Source organism: Sulfitobacter sp. M05 (genome assembly GCF_029285175.1).
Lineage (GTDB): Bacteria > Pseudomonadota > Alphaproteobacteria > Rhodobacterales > Rhodobacteraceae > Sulfitobacter.
This window is the reverse complement of the sequence record NZ_JABEDH010000003.1, coordinates 312,727-329,923: the sequence shown is the minus strand read 5'-3', so window position 1 is coordinate 329,923 and position 17,197 is coordinate 312,727. Positions and strand designations below refer to the sequence as shown.

Here is a 17,197-nt window from a genome sequence, read left to right as displayed (position 1 = left end):
TCCGAAATTTGCGTTTTCCGTAGGGCCGGGTTTTACCCCGCCACAGGTTTACGCATCCACCGCCGTGTTACAGCGCCCGCAGACACCCGCATGAGCATGTGTACCCACATCTGGCAGCACTTTCCAGCAGCGCGCACATTTGCCCCCCTCGGCCTTGGCAAAGACAACGGCCACGCCTTCGACCTCGGGCATCACAAAGGCGTCCGCCGGGGCCGCATCACCACTGATCGTAACGTCCGATGTGATGCTGACATCCTCGAACGACACGCTTTCCAGCGCCGCCCGCTGATCCGCATCCGCGACATAGACGGTGGGGGCTGCCTCCAATGACGCACCGATCACCTTATTGACCCGCTGCACTTCCAGCGCCGCGGTCACCACCCGACGCGCGGCACGGACCTTGGCCCATTTCGCCGCCAGCTCCGGGTTCAACCACGTACTGGGCGTTTCAGGAATATCCGTCAAATGGACCGAGCTGTCCGCGCCCGGGAACCGCTCCAGCCAGACTTCTTCCATGGTAAACACCAGCACAGGGGCCAGCCAGGTTGTCAGACGGTGAAACAGGATGTCCAACACAGTACGCGCCGCGCGACGGCGTTCTGTATCGCCGTCACAATACAGCGCATCCTTGCGAATATCGAAATAGAAGGCCGACAGATCAACGGTGGCAAAGGTAAACACCGCCTGAAATACGCCCTGAAAGTCGAACTTGGCATAGCCCTCGCGCACAACCTTATCCAGCTCGGCCAAGCGGTGCAGCACCAACCGCTCCAGTTCCGGCATGTCAGCCGGATCAACCCGATCCGCCTCTGTAAAGTCGCTGAGCGACCCCAGCATGTACCGCATGGTGTTGCGCAAGCGGCGATAACTGTCCGCCACCCCTTTCAGGATTTCGTCACCGATCCGCTGGTCCTGCGTGTAATCCGTCTGTGCCACCCAAAGACGCAGGATATCCGCGCCATATTGCTGGATGATCTTTTCGGGCACGATGGTATTGCCGATAGACTTGGACATCTTCATGCCCTTCGCATCCAGCGTAAACCCGTGTGTCACCACATTGCGGTAAGGCGCACGGCCGGTGGTGCCAACCGATTGCAACAGCGACGAATGGAACCAGCCGCGATGCTGGTCAGTGCCTTCCATATAGACATCCGCGATGCCGTCCTCGGTGCCGTCCTCGCGGTCGCGCAGGGTGAACGCATGGGTCGAACCGGAATCAAACCAGACATCCAGAATATCCATAACCTGATCATATTCCGCTGGATCAACGATCCCGCCAAGGAACCGCTCTTTCGCGCCGTCCTCATACCACGCATCCGCGCCTTCGACCTCGAAGGCCTCGACAATACGGGCATTCACTTCGGCATTGCGCAGCAGGAATCCTTCATCCGTCGGCAACACCCCTTTGCGGGTGAAACAGGTCAACGGCACACCCCATGCGCGCTGACGTGATAATACCCAATCGGGCCGCGCCTCCATCATCGCGTGCAGGCGGTTGCGTCCTGATTGCGGTGTCCAGTTCACATTGTCGATCTCGGTCAGCGCCCGCGCGCGGATTGTGGTGCCGTGCATGTCCTGCCCGTCGCCCACCGTCTTATCAATCGCGGCAAACCATTGTGGTGTGTTGCGATAGATCACTGGCGCTTTGGAACGCCACGAATGCGGATAGCTGTGTTTGATCTTGCCCCGCGCCAGCAGGCCACCGACCTCGACCAGCTTGTCGATCACGGCCGCATTTGCATTGCCCTCTTTGCCGTTGGGTTTGAGGATCGCCTTGCCCCCAAAGAACGGCAGATCATCGCGAAAGCGCCCGTCAGGGTTGACGTTATAGGTGATCACTTGCTCCAACATGCCCAGATCGCGGTAAAGATCATATTCCTCCAAACCATGGCTTGGCGCGCAATGCACGAATCCTGTGCCTTCGGTGTCGGTAACAAACTCAGCAGCACGGAAGTCGCGCAGATCGTCCCATTCGCCGTTGCCGCCTTCGGCACCATGCAACGGGTGCTTTAAAGACAGACCAGCCAACTCATCCGCCGTCACATCACGGACCCGCGTCCACATGCCGTCCTCAAGACGGGCACGGCCCAGAACATCCGCAGCCAGGTTGTCCGCCAGCAGGAATTTATCCCCAACGGATGCCCAGCACTCTTCCGGCGTCGAAGTCACTTCATACAGCCCATAGGAAATGCCAGCACCATATACGACAGCCTTGTTTGACGGCATGGTCCAAGGCGTGGTCGTCCAGATCACCACCTGCGCCCCTTCCAGATCAGCGCCGCCCACAACATCGAACTTCACCCAGATCGTAAAGCTGTCTTTGTCGTGATACTCCACCTCGGCCTCGGCCAATGCCGTCTGCTCCACCGGCGACCACATCACAGGTTTTGAACCCTGATAGAGTGTTCCGTTCATCAGGAACTTCATGAACTCCTCGGCAATCACCCGCTCCGCATGGAAATCCATCGTGAGGTAGGGATCGGCCCAATTGCCCTGAACACCCAACCGCTTGAATTCCTCGCGCTGCACATCGACCCAGCCGGCAGCAAAGTTGCGGCATTCGGCGCGGAACTCGTTGATTGGCACCTGATCCTTGTCGCGGCCCTTCTTGCGGTATTGCTCTTCGATCTTCCATTCAATCGGCAAGCCATGGCAATCCCAACCCGGGATATAGCGCGCATCACGCCCCATCATCTGATGGCTGCGCACGATCATATCCTTGATGGTCTTGTTCAGCGCATGGCCGATGTGCAAATGCCCGTTCGCATAGGGCGGGCCGTCATGCAGCGTGAAAGGCGTGCGCCCTTCCTTCTCGCGCAAACGGTCATAAACGCCAATTTTCTCCCACCGCGCCAGCCAGTCGGGCTCGCGTTTGGGCAAGCCCGCCCGCATCGGGAAATCGGTCTTGGGCAGGTTCAGTGTGGATTTATAGTCAACAGTCTCTGGCGTATCGGCGCACATGTCAGGCGTCCTTCGGATAATAGTGGAATGGGTCAGGTGAATACCTGAGATCAGGGCGGTGCGATCAACTCAAGCACCTTTACCCGGCGTCTCTTCAACTCAGAGCGCCGGGGATATAATTCGAATGTGGGTCAACAAATGCCAAGCCATGCGCCGCTTATACGCAGCCACCAACAGCCCGACAAGCCCTCCTCTTTTTGGCCGGAAATACTGCGGGGAATCGGCCCTTGGCCGATGGGGCAGAGCCCCCGAAAAAATGAAATGCAGGCTTGCCTGCACCTTTGGATCAGCCTTTGCCAAACAAACCGCCCAGCGCGTTTTTGATAATGCTGCGCACCTTGGGTCGTTTGCCCTCTCCAAAAGGCAACGGGCGGCACACTTCCATCGCGGCCACGCCAACGCGCGCCGTCAATGCCCCATTCACCAGCCCCTCGCCAAAACGGCGCGACAGTTTGGCCAAAACCGTGCCCCCCAATACGGGTTCCAACAGATCATCCCCCACGGCAACTGCGCCGGTCGCTACCATATGGCTCAGCACCGCGCGGGTCAGCCGCCAAGACCCAAAAAAGCCAGACCGACCCCCATAGACTTCAGCCACCCGGCGGATCATCCGCAAGTTCGACGTCAGCGCTGCCGCCACATCCGCCAGCGCCAAAGGAACCAGCGCCGTCACCGTTGCCACCTGACGCGCCGCGGCCTCTACTTCACGGCTGGCGGCTTTGTCTAAAGGGGCCAACACTTCGACTTCGGCAAGTGCAAGAAGCCCCTGCGCGTCCAACTGATCAGCGCGCAACTCGGCCAGCCGCTCGCGCCCCCAACGGGTATCCTCGCGGCCCTTATAAAGCGCTACAAGCCGGTCGGTCACCTTGCGGGCGGCAGCCAGATCTTCTTGCACCAGCGCCTCGCCCGCATCATGGCGCAGCCCGTCCAACCGGGACAACCGCCCGAAAGCCGCCATTTCACGCAGCCCCAACAGCGCCAACACCAAAACAAACGCCACCAAAAGCGCCGCCATCACCAGACCCAGCAACGGATAACGTGCCATCAAATCGGCCACAAAAGTCCATGCGGCAATCGACACCACCGCCCCAATCAAGGCCGTCGCCAACCACCAGAACAGCCGCACCAGACGGGAGGGTTTGCGTGCCGCCAGGCTTGCCGCCATTTGCATCGCCTGCCCTTGCGGCGCAGCAGCAACCAGATCGGGCACAGGCGGGGCCGCCGCGACCTGCGGGCGCGGCGCGGTATCCTCTTCCAGATCAAACAGAACCGGACCTTTTGCCATCACATATCCCCTCTGCGCCAATGAAACCGGATGTCAGGCAAACCTTCGTCATTGCCCGCCCCGTCGGTGCGCATTTGCTCAATAAATCCGTGTTTCAAATAGAACTCCTGCGCAGGCAGATTTGCCTGAAACGTCCAGAGCGCCAAAGCAGCATGTCCTTGTTGCACATGCCGCAAAAGCGCGGTCCCGACCCCATGCCGGCGCTGCGCACGGGCCACATAAAGCGCATCCAGATCGCCCCCCTCACAGGCGACAAACCCTGCGACCTGCCCGTCCACCTCGGCCACAGAAACCCAGCCCCGCGCAATCATTGCCCCCGCATGGGCAATATCCTCGGCTCCGGTATGTAACTGAGGCATCCACTCTGTCGTGGCCACGAATTCCGACTGGATCGCGCCCACCTTGCCCGCATCCGTGGGGCGCGCAGCACGCACCCCAATCACAGCCGGTCCCCGATCAAAAATTCCGCCGCGCGGTCCAGCCTGATATGCGGCGGCCCGTCCCCGGGTTTCAGGGTCAGCGGTGCCGGTGCAAAGCGCATCACCTGATAATCCTGATCCAGCCATTTCTCGGCCCCCGCCCGCGCCGGATTCAGCAGGTGTGCAGGATCGGCGGGCAGTTCACCGGGATAGAACGCGGCTTCCTTACCCGTCTCAAGCAAACTGCCACGCACCACATTCAACGGGGTACCGTCATGCGTCATCACCGCCTCGGTGGTGGCGCGCAATGATGCAATCGCCATGGCCGCCGTTCCTGCCCCCGCATATTGGGCACGGTCGCGGGCCTCTCGGGTCAGCGCCTCCATAATCGCACTTAACTTGGCGTGTTGGGTATGGTGCAGGTGATCTGCCTTGGTCGCCGCGAACAGAATTTTTTCGACCCGCTTGCCGCCCAGCAGATGGGACAGAAACCGGTTCTTGCCGGGACGGAACGCACTCAGGGTTTCGCCCATCGCGTGGCGCAGATCATCCACTGCCTGCGGCCCCTGATGAATAGCGCCCAGCACATCCACCAGAACCACCTGCCGGTCGATCCGCGCAAAGTGGTCGCGAAAAAATGGCTGTACCACGCGGGACTTATAAGCCTGAAACCGACGTGCCATTTCCCGGTGCAAGCTGCCGCGCTTTGATGCGCCATCTGTCGGAATCGGCGCAAAGGTCAGCACAGGAGACCCCGCCAAATCACCCGGCAAAAGGAACCGCCCCGGCGTACAGTCGGAAAAACCGGCCTCGCGCGCCGTATTCAAATAAGCGGCAAACCGTTGGGCAAGGTCTTGTGCAAGGCCCTCGTCGTGTTCCTGCGCCGGGTCAACCCCTGCCGCCATCGCCATAAAGCCATCAGCACAGGCACGGTCCTTGATACGAGCAAGGGTCTCCTGTGACCAGGTTTCGAAACTGCGCTCCATCAACCCCAAATCCAGAAGCCATTCGCCGGGGTAATCCACAATATCCAGATGTACCGTGCGCGACCCCTGCAATCCCGAAAGCAATCCGTTGGGCCGCACCTTCAGTGACAGACGCAACTCGGAAATCGCGCGCGTACTTTCAGGCCAATGCGGGGTCTGGCCGGTCAGGGCTGCAAGATGTTTCTCGTACTCAAACCGTGGCAAGGTATCGTTGGGCTGTGGCTGCAAAAACGCGGCTTCGATCCGCCCTTCGCCCGCCGCCAACAGGCCGGGCATACGCCCGCGATCCAAAAGGTTCGCCACCAGTGACGTGATAAACACTGTCTTGCCAGACCGCGCCAACCCTGTGACGCCCAACCGGATCACCGGTTCGAACAGGGTCTCGGATACAGTGTCCTGCACCGCCTCAATCTGACGCCAGATGCCATCGGCAATGCGTGTGATGACCAAACCCGTTTCCACCCTTTGTTGTCTCAGCCGATAACATAGGGACCCACCAGAGGGATTGCCAGAAGCCATGCCGCAGGGTAGAGCGCCGCCTATGCACCGCTATGCCCTAAAAATTGAATACAACGGCGCGCCATTTGTCGGATGGCAGCGCCAGAACGACCATGCCTCAGTGCAGGGCGTGATCGAGGCGGCTTTGGCCAAGCTGCAGAAAGGCGAGCATACGATTACCGCGGCGGGACGTACTGACAAAGGGGTTCATGCCTTGGGTCAGGTTGCCCATTGCGATCTAGAGCGGGAATGGGACCCCTTCCGCCTGTGGGAAGCCCTGAATTACCATTGCAAGCCGCATCCGGTAGCCATTGTCGATTGTGTGAAAGTAACCGATGATTTCCATGCCCGGTTCTCCGCGTTGGAACGGCGTTATCATTTCCGCATCCTAAGCCGCCGCCCCCCCGCCATTCATCAGGCCGGTCTGGTTTGGCAGGTAAAAGGGCCACTGGATTTACAAGCCATGCGCGACGCAGCGGGCTTTCTGCTGGGGCAACATGATTTCACGACTTTTCGTTCCACCATCTGTCAGGCCAAAAGCCCGCTAAAGACACTGGACCGGCTGGACATTGAACGGGTCGAAACACCGGCCGGCACGGAGTACCATTTTGATGTCCGCGCGCGCTCCTTCCTGCACAATCAGGTGCGCAGCTTTATCGGCACGCTGGAACGTGTTGGCGCTGGCACATGGACGCCGCAGGATGTGAAAGACGCGCTTGCAGCCCGTGATCGCGCCGCCTGCGGGCCGGTCAGCCCGCCCCACGGGCTGTACCTTGCCCATGTGACCTACGAAAAAGATCCTTTCGCCGAAGGGTAACCCGGCTGACGAGGCATTAGTCGCGGTTCAGCATATGCCACACGGTCATCAGGATCCGAGCGCTGGCCAGTCACCGTGATGCTTGCCCTCTGCATCGACGCGCGCGAAACCATGGGCACCAAAGAAATCCCGCTGGGCCTGAATCATATTCGCCGCACCACGCCCCCGCCGGATGCTGTCATACCACGCCAGTGCCGCCGACAGGGCGGGCAAAGCCACCCCAAACATCGCCCCCGCCGCCACAACCCGCCGCAGGCTGGGAATACTATCACTCAGCAAGGCAATGATCTTGGGCGCAAGGACAAGCTGCCCCATCGGAAGATCACCGCGAAAGGCCTCTGCAAGATCGTCCAGCAAGCTTGAGCGGATAATGCACCCCGCACGCCAAATTTCGGAAATTCTGGCAAGATCCAGCGACCAGTCAAATTCGTCAGAAGCGGCGGACAAAATGCGAAACCCCTGTGCATGCCCCAGAATACGCCCCGCCAACAGGGCCCGTTCCAGATTATCTGCGCCCGGCATATCCACCGCGCCCAGGTCTGCCCCCGCCGGCAGCAACGGCTCTGCCATCACCCGCAGCGCCTTTTCCGAGGACCACCCCCGCGCGCCCACAGCGGCCTCGATCGTACTGGCCGATTGCCCCATCTTGAGCGCCTCAATCAAGGTCCAGCGGCCTGTGCCTTTTTGACCTGCCTGATCCAGAATAACGTCGACCATGGGCAGCCCTGTCTGCGCATCGACCGCCTGCAAAGCCGCTGCCGACACATCCATCAGATACGAATCCAATGGACCGGTCCGCCAGTTTTCAAACAGCGCACCGATGGTGCCGGCATCCATCCCACCAGCATCACGCAACAAACCGTAAACCTCTGCAATCATTTGCATATCAGCGTATTCAATACCGTTATGCACGGTCTTCACAAAATGACCCGCACCGTCAGGGCCAAGGTGGGCCACGCAGGGCTCGCCCTGAAATCTGGCTGCAATCGCCTCGACCATTGGACGCAGGGCCTGCCATGAATGATCCGTGCCGCCCACCATCATCGACGGCCCGTGACGCGCGCCCTCTTCGCCGCCGGACACCCCCATGCCAACAAAATGCAGCCCCGTGCCTTCAAAGGCCTTTGCGCGTCGACGGGTGTCGTTGAAATCGGCATTCCCGCCGTCGATCAACGTATCCCCGTCCTCGAGAAAGGGCGTGATCGCTGTGATCATCGCGTCCATCGGGGCACCGGATGGGATCATAAACAGAATGCTGCGGGGCCGCGCGAGGCTGCCGACAAATTCGGCCAGATCGGCGGTGCCTGTCATCTGGTTGGACAGCGGTCCGGCCTCTGTCAGAAATTCCGTGATCCAGCCCGCCTCGCGGTTTGAAACGGCCACATGGAACCCCTTGTCCGCAAGGTTGAGTGCCAAAGCCGATCCCATGGTGCCCAACCCGTAGACACCAATGTCTGCACTGCCGGTTGTTTTTGTCATATGTCAGCTGCTCCTGTGGGTAGGTACAAACTGCGGCCAGAGGCCGGCCAGCACAAGGGGATAGGAACAGCTTTTGCCGCAAACTTGAAAAACGAATCGAGAACAGCTATATATCTGTCTGATAAAAATAACGAAGTTATCCGCATAGATCCGATGAGCAACGTTACAAACCGCAGGCGCAAAAAACCAGCATCCAAAAAACTGCGGCGCGACAAGCGCCTGCAGGTTGCTGCCTTGTGCTATAAGGAAACCAAGAGGGGCAGACAGGTTCTGTTGATCACCAGCCGTGACACAGGGCGCTGGATCGTGCCCAAAGGTTGGCCGATGAAGGGTAAAGACGATCACGAAGCCGCATTGATCGAAGCCTGGGAAGAGGCCGGTGTCAGCAAGGCCGACATCGAAGAAGAACCAATGGGCGTTTTCGAATATGCGAAAGGGTTGTCGTCGGGCGACAGCGTGCCCGTTGAGGCTCAGGTTTATCTGACACGGGTGCGGGATTTGCAAAAATCCTATCCCGAAGTGCATCAGCGGACACGGGAATGGTTCAATCCAAAAGACGCCGCAGAATTGGTCGACGAGCCAGATTTGAAAAAGATCTTACGCGCGATCTGACGGTTGTGCCGGCGCGACAATTGTGGCCAGCTCGCGACGCAGGGCCTGCGGCGTCAGGTCAGGCAGGCCCTCGCCGGCCAATTCTGCTGCACACATCACATCCCACACCATAGCGTTGATTGGTGTGGCGATGCCGAGGGTCTGGCCCATCCTGACAACCACCCCCTGAAGCGCGTCAATCTCTGTGGCGCGCCCCTCCATCAAATCATAGGACATTGACGTGCGGGCTTGTGGATCAATCCGCAACATCGCCGCAGCCACCCGGGTAAAGACCCCCGTCGGCAGGCGCAGCACCCAGGGGATCATAGAAACAGGTACCGGCGTGGACGACATGGGCCGGATGCCGTGGCGCTGGATCACCCGCAGGGCTTCGCTCCACTGATCCGCCATCAACCTGCGCCAGTCACGATTCTTCAGCTGTGCCTGTATCGGCATCCCGCTTAACGCATTCAGCGCATTGTTAAGGTTCATCAGGAACTTGCCCCATTGAACATTCTCAATCTCGCGGCTTTCTGTACAGACCAAGCCGGGTACCGACAGCACCGACGCCAGATCACCTGCCCCGGCTTCGATCACGATGTCGCCAGCAACCGCGCGGTGATAACACCCCTGTCCCATCGGCACGACATTGAACGGCACCATGCCGGCCCGCACATCCAGCGCCGCAAGCAATCGGCAGAGTTCCGGCGCATTGGTGACCCCGTTTTGCAAGCTGACCACCTGCGCTGCGCGCCCTGCATGGGTATCAATCAACGCGCCTATGGCTTCGGTGTCGCGTGACTTTACCGTTACCAGCACCACATCCGCCGTCGCCAGTGCAGACGGCTCTGTGCGCACACCGATCTCATCAGCACCGACCCGAACGGCCATCCCGTCCAGATCAGTCAGTGTAAGGCCGTGGGCGCGGATTTCAGCTGCAATGCGGGGCCGCGCCAGCAAGGTAACATTGCACCCCGCCGCCGCCAACAGCCCCCCCACAAAACATCCGATGGAACCCGCGCCGGCAACAACGATATGCGGATCGCTATTTTCCAAGGCAGTACCGCATGACCGCCTTTTGGGCGTGTAGACGGTTTTCGGCCTCGTCAAAGATCACCGAATTGGGACCATCCATCACTGCTGATGTTGCCTCGTCCTCACGGTGGGCCGGCAGGCAATGCATGAACAACGCGTCCGGCTTGGCCTGCGCCATCAGCGCCTCGTTCACCTGATACCCGCGCAGTTGATTGTGACGCCGTTCCCGGGCTGACTGTGGGTCATGCATCGACACCCAGGTATCAGTAACCACCAGATCGGCACCCCGCACCGCATGATCCGGGTTGCGTTCAATGGTATAAAGCCCCTGCAACGCAGGCTCAGGGTCCAACGGGGACGGGCCGGTAAAGACCAGTTCAAAATCGAATTGCTTGGCCGCATGGGCGAAGCTGGCGAACACGTTGTTACCGTCACCGGACCAGACCACCTTTTTGCCCTTGATTGGGCCGTTATGCTCTTCGAACGTCATGATATCGGCCATGATCTGGCAAGGGTGACTGCGGTTGGTCAGCCCGTTGATCACCGGCACGGTGGCGTATTCGGCCATATCCAGCAGGGTCTGTTCCTCAAAGGTGCGGATCATGATCAGATCGACATACCGCGACAGGACACGGGCCGTGTCGGCGATGGTTTCCCCATGGCCCAGCTGCATGTCCGCGCCTGACAGCACAAGCGTCTGCCCGCCCATCTGGCGCACCCCGACATCAAAGCTGACACGGGTCCGGGTTGATGGTTTTTCAAAGATCAGCGCAACCATATGGTCCTTAAGCGGCTGATCATCGTCCGGCGCTCCTTTCGGGCGGCCCGCACGGGTGTTTTTGATGCTGATGGCGCTGTCGATGATGCCGCGCAGGTCGTCCTGAGGGGTGGAGTCGATATCGAGGAAATGGGTCATAAGGTACTTTTCAATTGAGGTCCGGCGCCCGGTTTTGAGTGCGGACAGTATTTAAAGCCAAAAAGAGTCAGGAAGCGGAGAGCGTAGCCGCCGCCGCGTCCAACCGGGCAACCGCCTCGGTGATTTCTTCATCGGTGATGGTCAGCGGCGGCAGCAGGCGCACCACATTATCCGCGGCGGGCACGGTGATGACCTCTTGGCCATAGCCTGCGGACACCACGTCCCCTGGCGTAACTTTGCATTTCAGGCCCAGCATAAGGCCCGCGCCGCGCAGGCTTTCGAAGACATCTGGATAGCTGGCAACCAGCCCTTCAAGCTTTTGGCGCATCAGGCTGGCCTTGCGGTTCACCTCGGCCAGAAAGGCCGGATCGCTGATGATATCCATCACGGCGCAGCCCACAGCACAGCCCAAGGGGTTACCGCCATAGGTGGATCCATGGGTGCCCGCAGTCATGCCGGAAGCGGCGCTTTCTGTGGCCAGAACTGCCCCAAGGGGAAAACCGCCGCCAATGCCTTTGGCAACCATCATAATGTCCGGCGTAACACCGGCCCATTCATGGGCAAACAGTTTGCCGGTCCGGCCAACGCCGCATTGCACCTCGTCGAGGATCAGCAGGATGCCATGTTCGTCACAGAGGTCGCGCATTCCTTTAAGACAGGCGTCCGACAGCGGGCGAATGCCGCCTTCGCCCTGAACCGGCTCGACCATAATCGCACATGTCGTCTCCGTGACCGCCGCCGCAAGCCCCTCGTGATCGCCAAATGCCAGATGTGTGAAACCGCCCAGCAGAGGACCGAACCCTTTGGTCATTTTTTCCGATCCGGCTGCGGCGATACCAGCAGCCGAGCGGCCATGAAAAGAGCCGTCAAAGGTGATGATCTCGACCCGCTCGGGTTGGCCCTTGTCGTAGAAATGCTTGCGCGCCATTTTAACTGCCAGTTCGCAGGCCTCAGTGCCGGAATTGGTGAAGAATACCGTGTCGGCGAATGTATGTTCGACCAGCCGGTCGGCAAGCGCCTGTTGCTGCGGAATCTGATAGAGGTTCGAAGTATGCCAGAGTTGCCCCGCCTGGGTGTTCAGCGCCTCAACCAGCGCCGGGTGGGCATGGCCCAGCGCATTCACCGCAATGCCGGCCCCCAGATCCAAAAAGCGTCGCCCGTCCGCTTCCACAAGCCATGTGCCTGCGCCGGAGACAAAGCTCAGCGGGGCACGGGAATAGGTCGGCAGAACGGAAGAGATCATCTGGATCATCCTTATAAGAGGCCGCTTTAACGCTTTGCCCTGAAAGGGGCAAAAGGCCATGCGCGGCGTATCGGGTCAAGTGGGTTTGGGGGGGTGCAAGGCACCTGGATCAGACCTGCGACATGCAGGCCACGGCAAAGCGGGTTAGCCTTGGCGTCGTCGAAGCAAAATGTGTTTCTGTGTGATCATGACGCGTTGATACTGCGGGGTTACCGGTTTGCCTAGCCCCTTTTTGCACTCTTGCCGTGTGATCCCAGAGCGCGCATAGGGAGTGCATGTACAGCACCAAGCCCCAAAGCAATGCCACCGCCGCGGCTCTGATTGCCACGGCAACAGCATTTATCGCTGCAACCATGCTGATCGCCAAAGCATTGGGAAGCGACGCCTTCGGGCCACCGTTGCACGCCTTGCAGATCAGCCACGGGCGGTTCCTGTTCGCCTTTATGGGACTTGGCATCGCGGCAAGCGTTGTGCGCCCACGCCTTGCCCGCCCGCATTGGGGTTTACATCTGGCGCGCACCAGTTGCGGTTGGGCCGGGGTGACGCTGATGTTCGGCTCGGTCGCCTATATTCCGCTGGCCGATGCCACTGCGATTACCTTTCTCAATCCGGTTTTCGGCATGATCCTTGCCATCCCACTGTTGGGGGAAACCGTTGGTCGTATCCGTTGGTCGGCAGCTGCGCTGGCCTTTATCGGTGCCTTGATCCTGTTGCGCCCAACACCGGCAAGTTTCGATCCCGCGGCCTTGCTGGCTTTGGGGGCTGCTGCGATTATGGGGCTGGAGCTGATTTTCATCAAAAAGCTGGCGGGACGGGAAAATCCCTTTCAGATTCTGCTGTTCAACAACGGGCTGGGCCTGTGCATTGCCAGCGTCGCCGTGATTACTTTCTGGCAACCGCCCACTGGCGCACAATGGGGGCTGTTGGTTGCAATCGGGCTCTGTATGGCCATCGCACAGAGCTTTTTCGTAAACGCCATGGCCCGCGCCGACGCCAGCTTTGTCGCGCCTTTCAGCTATGGTACATTGATATTTGCCGCCCTTTACGATGTGTTATTTTACAATGTGATACCTGACAGCATCACCTATCTGGGTGCCGGTATCATCATTGCCGGCGCGGTCATTTTGTTGCTGCGCGAGGCGCAGTTAAAACAGGCGGCAAACGAGGGCGCAGCACAGCAATAGCGCATCGTCCCTTGCACGTGCCCGCCGAAGGTTTAGTATAGGGACTTGAATTTGCTTAGGCGGTCCTCTTGGCGGGGCCGCTTTTTGATAAGAGAGACTTGCAATGTCCTGGACCGATGAACGCGTTGAAACGCTGAAAAAAATGTGGGGCGAAGGCCAGTCGGCGAGCCAGATCGCCAAAGAACTTGGCGGTGTGACCCGCAATGCCGTGATCGGCAAAGTCCACCGCTTGGGCCTGTCTAACCGCGCGACAACTGGCACAGCAGCCAAACCCGATGCAAAACCCAAGGCCAAGCCCGCCCCCAAGCCAGAGGCAAAGCCAAAGGCCAAGGTCGAGGCGAAAGAGCCGGTAATCATGCAAACCGTTGCTGCGGCACCGCCGAAATCAACATTGCCAGCGCGCAAACAAATCATTCCGGCGGGCCAGCCCCTGCCGCCACAGCCATCGGCCAACGAAATCTCGCCCGAGGCCCTGGCCAAGGTCAATGAAGTCGAAAAAAATGCGAAAAAGATTGGTCTGATGGATTTGACAGAGCGGACATGCAAATGGCCCGTGGGCGACCCCGCAACCGAAGATTTCTGGTTCTGCGGACTGCCGGTGAAACAGGGCAAACCCTATTGCGAAGCCCATGTCGGCGTGGCCTTTCAGCCGATGTCATCACGGCGCGATCGTCGCCGGTAACCTATCCCCCTCACTGGGCTGAAAAGACGGGGCCGTTCACGACACAGCCCCGCATTGCAACAATTCCTACGAGAGTTTGAATTGCACATCCCTTCAGGGCATGGTTCACCAAAGGCATCCAGTTAAGGAGGCCTGAACATGCCCGATACCATCCGCGCCGCAGATGCCCTTGCCCGCCGGCTTTATGCTGCGGGATGTCGCACCGCATTCGGGATGCCCGGCGGTGAAGTCCTGACCGTCATTGATGCGCTGGAGGCCGCTGGCATCCGGTTTATTCTCGCCAAACATGAGAATGCTGCCGGATTTATGGCCGAGGCGGTGCATCACCGTGATCACGCGCCTGCTATCCTGATTGGTACCATTGGGCCGGGCACGCTGAACGGGGTGAACACCGTCGCCAATGCCTTGCAGGATCAGGTGCCGCTGATTGTGATTTCTGGCTGCATGGATGCCGACGAGGCTCAACGTTATACCCATCAGCTGATCGATCATCAGGCGGTCTTTGCCCCTGTCACCAAGGCCACATTCCGCCTGAACGCCGGGGCCGCCCATACCATCGCAGACAAGGCCGTGGCCATCGCCACCGAGGGGCGGATGGGGCCGGTGCATATCGATGTGCCGATCTCTGTGGCCGACGCGCCCGTCAATGCGCAGGTGCCTGTTTCACGTGCCAAAGCATCGCCCGCTGTCCCTGACGGCAGCGACCTGGCCACTGCGCGGGACTGGCTGGAGAAAGCCCAGCGTCCGGTGATGATTGTCGGCGTTGATGCGATGAACCAGAACGCTGGCAAGGCTGTGGTCGAATTTGCCGAAGATCACAATATTCCTGTGATCACCACCTATAAGGCCAAGGGTATCCTGCCCGAGGATCACGCCTTGTCTTTGGGCGGTGCCGGCCTTTCCCCACTGGCCGACACCCATCTTCTGCCGTTTGTGCGCTCTGCCGATCTGATCCTATGTGTTGGGTATGACCCGATTGAAATGCGCCCGGGCTGGCGCGATGTTTGGGCCCCCACCCAGCAGAATGTTATTGATATCTCCGCAGTCCCCAACCACCACTATATGCATCAGGCGACTCTGAATTTCATCACCGATTGCGCCGCTACGCTTCATGCACTCAGTGACGGGCTGGACGGTCAGGACACTTGGCCAGATGGGGAAATCCCCACTCTGAAACAAGCTCTTAGCGCCAGCTTTCCTAGGGGTGAAGACTGGGGCCCTGCCGCCATTATCGACACCTGCCGCAATACCTTGCCCCGCAATACAATTGCATCTGCTGACAGTGGCGCGCACCGCATCCTGCTGTCGCAGATGTGGGAATGTTATGCCCCGCGTGACCTGATGCAATCTTCTGCGCTTTGCACCATGGGGTGCGCCGTTCCGATGGCCATCGGTGCAAAACTTGCTGCGCCAGACCGCCCGGTGGTGTCGTTTTCAGGTGACGCCGGATTTCTGATGGTCGCAGGCGAATTGGCAACCGCAGCAGAGCTGGATGTCAGCCCGATCTTCGTGGTGTTTGTCGATGCCTCACTGGCGTTGATCGAAAAGAAACAACGCGAACGCCAGCTCCGGAACCTTGGTGTGGATTTCGCCCAGCACAATTTTGCCGCCATGGGCGTGGCCTTTGGCGGGGTGGGTGTGACCGTGCGCAGCCGTGCGGCGCTGGAAACCGCATTACAGAACGCGATGCAGGCGGAAACATTCACCGTCATCGCCGCAATTATCGATCAGGGAGCCTATGATGGCCGCATCTAAAGGGGCCCTCGACGGGCTTTTTGTCCTCGACCTCAGCCGGATTCTGGCGGGGCCGACCTGCACGCAAATGCTGGGTGACCTTGGTGCCACCGTGATCAAGATCGAAAACCCCAAGACCGGCGGTGACGACACCCGGGGCTGGGGCCCGAACTTCGCGCGTAATGCTGACGGTTCTCCATCCGATTTGTCCGCCTACTACATGGCCGCAAACCGCAACAAACGCTCTGTCGCCGTTGATATCGCCACCGGTGAAGGTCAACGTATTCTGCGCCACCTTGCCGCCCGCGCCGACATCGTGGTCGAGAACTTCAAACCTGACGGCCTGAGTAAATACGGGCTGGATCATGAAACCCTGCTCAAGGCGCACCCTGCCCTGATCTATTGCTCCATTTCCGGCTATGGCCAGACCGGCCCGAACCGCAGCCAGCCGGGGTACGACCTGATGGCGCAGGGGTTTGGCGGCATCATGTCAATCACCGGCGATCCGGATGGCCCGCCGATGAAAGTCGGCGTCGGCATCTCGGATGTGATGTGCGGCATGTACGCAACCATTGGCGTCTTGGCCGCCCTGCGTCACCGCGACCAGACCGGAGAGGGCCAGCATATCGACCTGTCTCTGGTGGATTCCTCCATCGCATGGCTCATCAATGAAGGCACCAATTTTCTGACCTCAGGCCAATTGCCCGAGCGGCGCGGCAATGCACACCCCAATATTGTTCCCTATGACACCTTTGCATGTAGCAACGGACATATCTTGCTGGCGGTTGGCAATGACGCCCAGTTTGCCCGCTATTGCGATGCGCTGGAACTGCCGGAAACCGCCGCTGACCCTCGGTTCACCACCAACCTTGCCAGGATCGAGAACCGGGCCGCACTTATGGCGGTGATCCGCCCCGCGATGCAGGCCCTGTCCACCCAAGATCTGCTGGCGCGGCTGCGCGGTGTTGGGGTGCCTTGCGGTCCGATTAACACGATTGGCGATGCGCTGAATTCGCCACAAGCACAGGCACGCAGCGGTGTGGTCGATATCCCGCGCAGCGACATCGACAAGGGACACGTCAGCCTGCTGGGCAATCCGTTGAAATTCTCGGCCACGCCAGTAACTTATCGCCACGCGCCGCCACGTTTCGGACAGGACACCGCCGAGGTTCTTGAAACATGGGGGCCTGAGGGAGCAACGAATCAGGGTTAACCCCAGAAAATTGCAGGGGATTGTCGCCAAATCCCCCGCGAAATGAGCGCTGCCTGACATAATTGCTCACGAAATCGCGCACCGGCTTCACGTTGGCGTGTAGGCAGCACCATCCCCATTATGTGGCGCAATAATCCAGCGTAGCCTAATCGCG

General features: G+C 59.6%; 14 protein-coding genes. 6 read left to right on the top strand and 8 right to left on the bottom strand.

Annotation, left to right across the window (positions count from 1 at the left end):
* Window positions 1-48 precede the first annotated feature (48 nt).
* The 4 genes from ileS to HKX44_RS15315 form a co-directional block, all read right to left on the bottom strand.
* Window positions 49-2,961, bottom strand: a complete 2,913-nt coding sequence (gene ileS / locus HKX44_RS15330) for an isoleucine--tRNA ligase (RefSeq protein ID WP_276152237.1) — start codon at window positions 2,959-2,961, stop codon at window positions 49-51.
* A 286-nt stretch (window positions 2,962-3,247) separates the two neighbouring features.
* On the bottom strand, window positions 3,248-4,246 hold the full coding sequence (locus HKX44_RS15325) for a TIGR01620 family protein (protein ID WP_276152236.1): 999 nt from the start codon (window positions 4,244-4,246) through the stop codon (window positions 3,248-3,250).
* Complete coding sequence (locus tag HKX44_RS15320) at window positions 4,246-4,689, bottom strand: GNAT family N-acetyltransferase (RefSeq protein WP_276152235.1); 444 nt, start codon at window positions 4,687-4,689, stop codon at window positions 4,246-4,248. Before HKX44_RS15320 ends, HKX44_RS15325 begins: the two co-directional genes overlap by 1 nt.
* Window positions 4,686-6,101: a YcjX family protein gene (locus HKX44_RS15315; RefSeq protein ID WP_276152234.1), complete on the bottom strand. Its 1,416-nt coding sequence runs from the start codon at window positions 6,099-6,101 to the stop codon at window positions 4,686-4,688. The genes HKX44_RS15320 and HKX44_RS15315 overlap by 4 nt, the downstream gene beginning before the upstream one ends.
* 91 nt (window positions 6,102-6,192) lie before the next feature.
* Here HKX44_RS15315 and truA point away from each other — a divergent pair, with 91 nt between their 5' ends.
* A complete protein-coding gene (gene truA / locus HKX44_RS15310; RefSeq protein ID WP_276152233.1) occupies window positions 6,193-6,966 on the top strand; it encodes a tRNA pseudouridine(38-40) synthase TruA in 774 nt (257 codons plus the stop codon).
* Between the two features lie 48 nt (window positions 6,967-7,014).
* Here truA and gndA read toward each other — a convergent pair whose 3' ends face one another.
* Window positions 7,015-8,445 carry an NADP-dependent phosphogluconate dehydrogenase gene (gene gndA, locus HKX44_RS15305; protein WP_276152232.1) on the bottom strand — a complete coding sequence of 477 codons (1,431 nt, stop codon included), beginning with the start codon at window positions 8,443-8,445 and terminating at the stop codon, window positions 7,015-7,017.
* Between the two features lie 153 nt (window positions 8,446-8,598).
* Between gndA and HKX44_RS15300 the strand changes: the two genes are divergently transcribed.
* Window positions 8,599-9,057, top strand: coding sequence for an NUDIX hydrolase (locus HKX44_RS15300; RefSeq protein WP_276152231.1), 459 nt, complete (start codon window positions 8,599-8,601; stop codon window positions 9,055-9,057).
* On the opposite strand, the gene HKX44_RS15295 is transcribed toward HKX44_RS15300, so the two are convergent.
* From HKX44_RS15295 to HKX44_RS15285, 3 genes are all read right to left on the bottom strand, one after another.
* Window positions 9,043-10,092, bottom strand: coding sequence for a 2-dehydropantoate 2-reductase (locus tag HKX44_RS15295; protein WP_276152230.1), 1,050 nt, complete (start codon window positions 10,090-10,092; stop codon window positions 9,043-9,045). The genes HKX44_RS15300 and HKX44_RS15295 overlap by 15 nt on opposite strands.
* Entirely contained in the window at window positions 10,082-10,987 is a 906-nt protein-coding gene (gene argF / locus HKX44_RS15290; RefSeq protein WP_276152229.1) for an ornithine carbamoyltransferase, read from the bottom strand. Before argF ends, HKX44_RS15295 begins: the two co-directional genes overlap by 11 nt.
* A 67-nt stretch (window positions 10,988-11,054) precedes the next feature.
* Entirely contained in the window at window positions 11,055-12,230 is a 1,176-nt protein-coding gene (locus tag HKX44_RS15285; protein WP_276152228.1) for an aspartate aminotransferase family protein, read from the bottom strand.
* A 275-nt stretch (window positions 12,231-12,505) separates the two neighbouring features.
* Here HKX44_RS15285 and HKX44_RS15280 point away from each other — a divergent pair, with 275 nt between their 5' ends.
* The 4 genes from HKX44_RS15280 to HKX44_RS15265 all read left to right on the top strand — a co-directional run bounded on the left by HKX44_RS15280 (window position 12,506) and on the right by HKX44_RS15265 (window position 17,043).
* The gene (locus HKX44_RS15280) at window positions 12,506-13,414 is read left to right on the top strand and encodes a DMT family transporter (protein ID WP_276152227.1); all 909 of its coding nucleotides are present in this window, start codon (window positions 12,506-12,508) and stop codon (window positions 13,412-13,414) included.
* A 103-nt stretch (window positions 13,415-13,517) separates the two neighbouring features.
* Complete coding sequence (locus HKX44_RS15275) at window positions 13,518-14,096, top strand: GcrA family cell cycle regulator (RefSeq protein ID WP_276152226.1); 579 nt, start codon at window positions 13,518-13,520, stop codon at window positions 14,094-14,096.
* Between the two features lie 138 nt (window positions 14,097-14,234).
* Complete coding sequence (locus HKX44_RS15270; protein WP_276152225.1) at window positions 14,235-15,851, top strand: thiamine pyrophosphate-binding protein; 1,617 nt, start codon at window positions 14,235-14,237, stop codon at window positions 15,849-15,851.
* Entirely contained in the window at window positions 15,838-17,043 is a 1,206-nt protein-coding gene (locus HKX44_RS15265) for a CoA transferase (RefSeq protein ID WP_276152224.1), read from the top strand. Before HKX44_RS15270 ends, HKX44_RS15265 begins: the two co-directional genes overlap by 14 nt.
* The last annotated feature ends 154 nt before the right edge of the window (window positions 17,044-17,197 follow it).

What these genes read in the sequence shown, in the direction of transcription:
- truA (WP_276152233.1), top strand. Translation starts at nt 6,193, where the DNA reads ATGCACCGCTATGCCCTAAAAATTGAATACAACGGCGCGCCATTTGTC.
- gndA (WP_276152232.1), bottom strand. Translation starts at nt 8,445, where the DNA reads ATGACAAAAACAACCGGCAGTGCAGACATTGGTGTCTACGGGTTGGGC.
- HKX44_RS15280 (WP_276152227.1), top strand. Translation starts at nt 12,506, where the DNA reads ATGTACAGCACCAAGCCCCAAAGCAATGCCACCGCCGCGGCTCTGATT.
- HKX44_RS15325 (WP_276152236.1), bottom strand. Translation starts at nt 4,246, where the DNA reads ATGGCAAAAGGTCCGGTTCTGTTTGATCTGGAAGAGGATACCGCGCCG.
- HKX44_RS15265 (WP_276152224.1), top strand. Translation starts at nt 15,838, where the DNA reads ATGGCCGCATCTAAAGGGGCCCTCGACGGGCTTTTTGTCCTCGACCTC.
- HKX44_RS15285 (WP_276152228.1), bottom strand. Translation starts at nt 12,230, where the DNA reads ATGATCTCTTCCGTTCTGCCGACCTATTCCCGTGCCCCGCTGAGCTTT.
- HKX44_RS15300 (WP_276152231.1), top strand. Translation starts at nt 8,599, where the DNA reads ATGAGCAACGTTACAAACCGCAGGCGCAAAAAACCAGCATCCAAAAAA.
- HKX44_RS15270 (WP_276152225.1), top strand. Translation starts at nt 14,235, where the DNA reads ATGCCCGATACCATCCGCGCCGCAGATGCCCTTGCCCGCCGGCTTTAT.
- HKX44_RS15275 (WP_276152226.1), top strand. Translation starts at nt 13,518, where the DNA reads ATGTCCTGGACCGATGAACGCGTTGAAACGCTGAAAAAAATGTGGGGC.
- ileS (WP_276152237.1), bottom strand. Translation starts at nt 2,961, where the DNA reads ATGTGCGCCGATACGCCAGAGACTGTTGACTATAAATCCACACTGAAC.
- argF (WP_276152229.1), bottom strand. Translation starts at nt 10,987, where the DNA reads ATGACCCATTTCCTCGATATCGACTCCACCCCTCAGGACGACCTGCGC.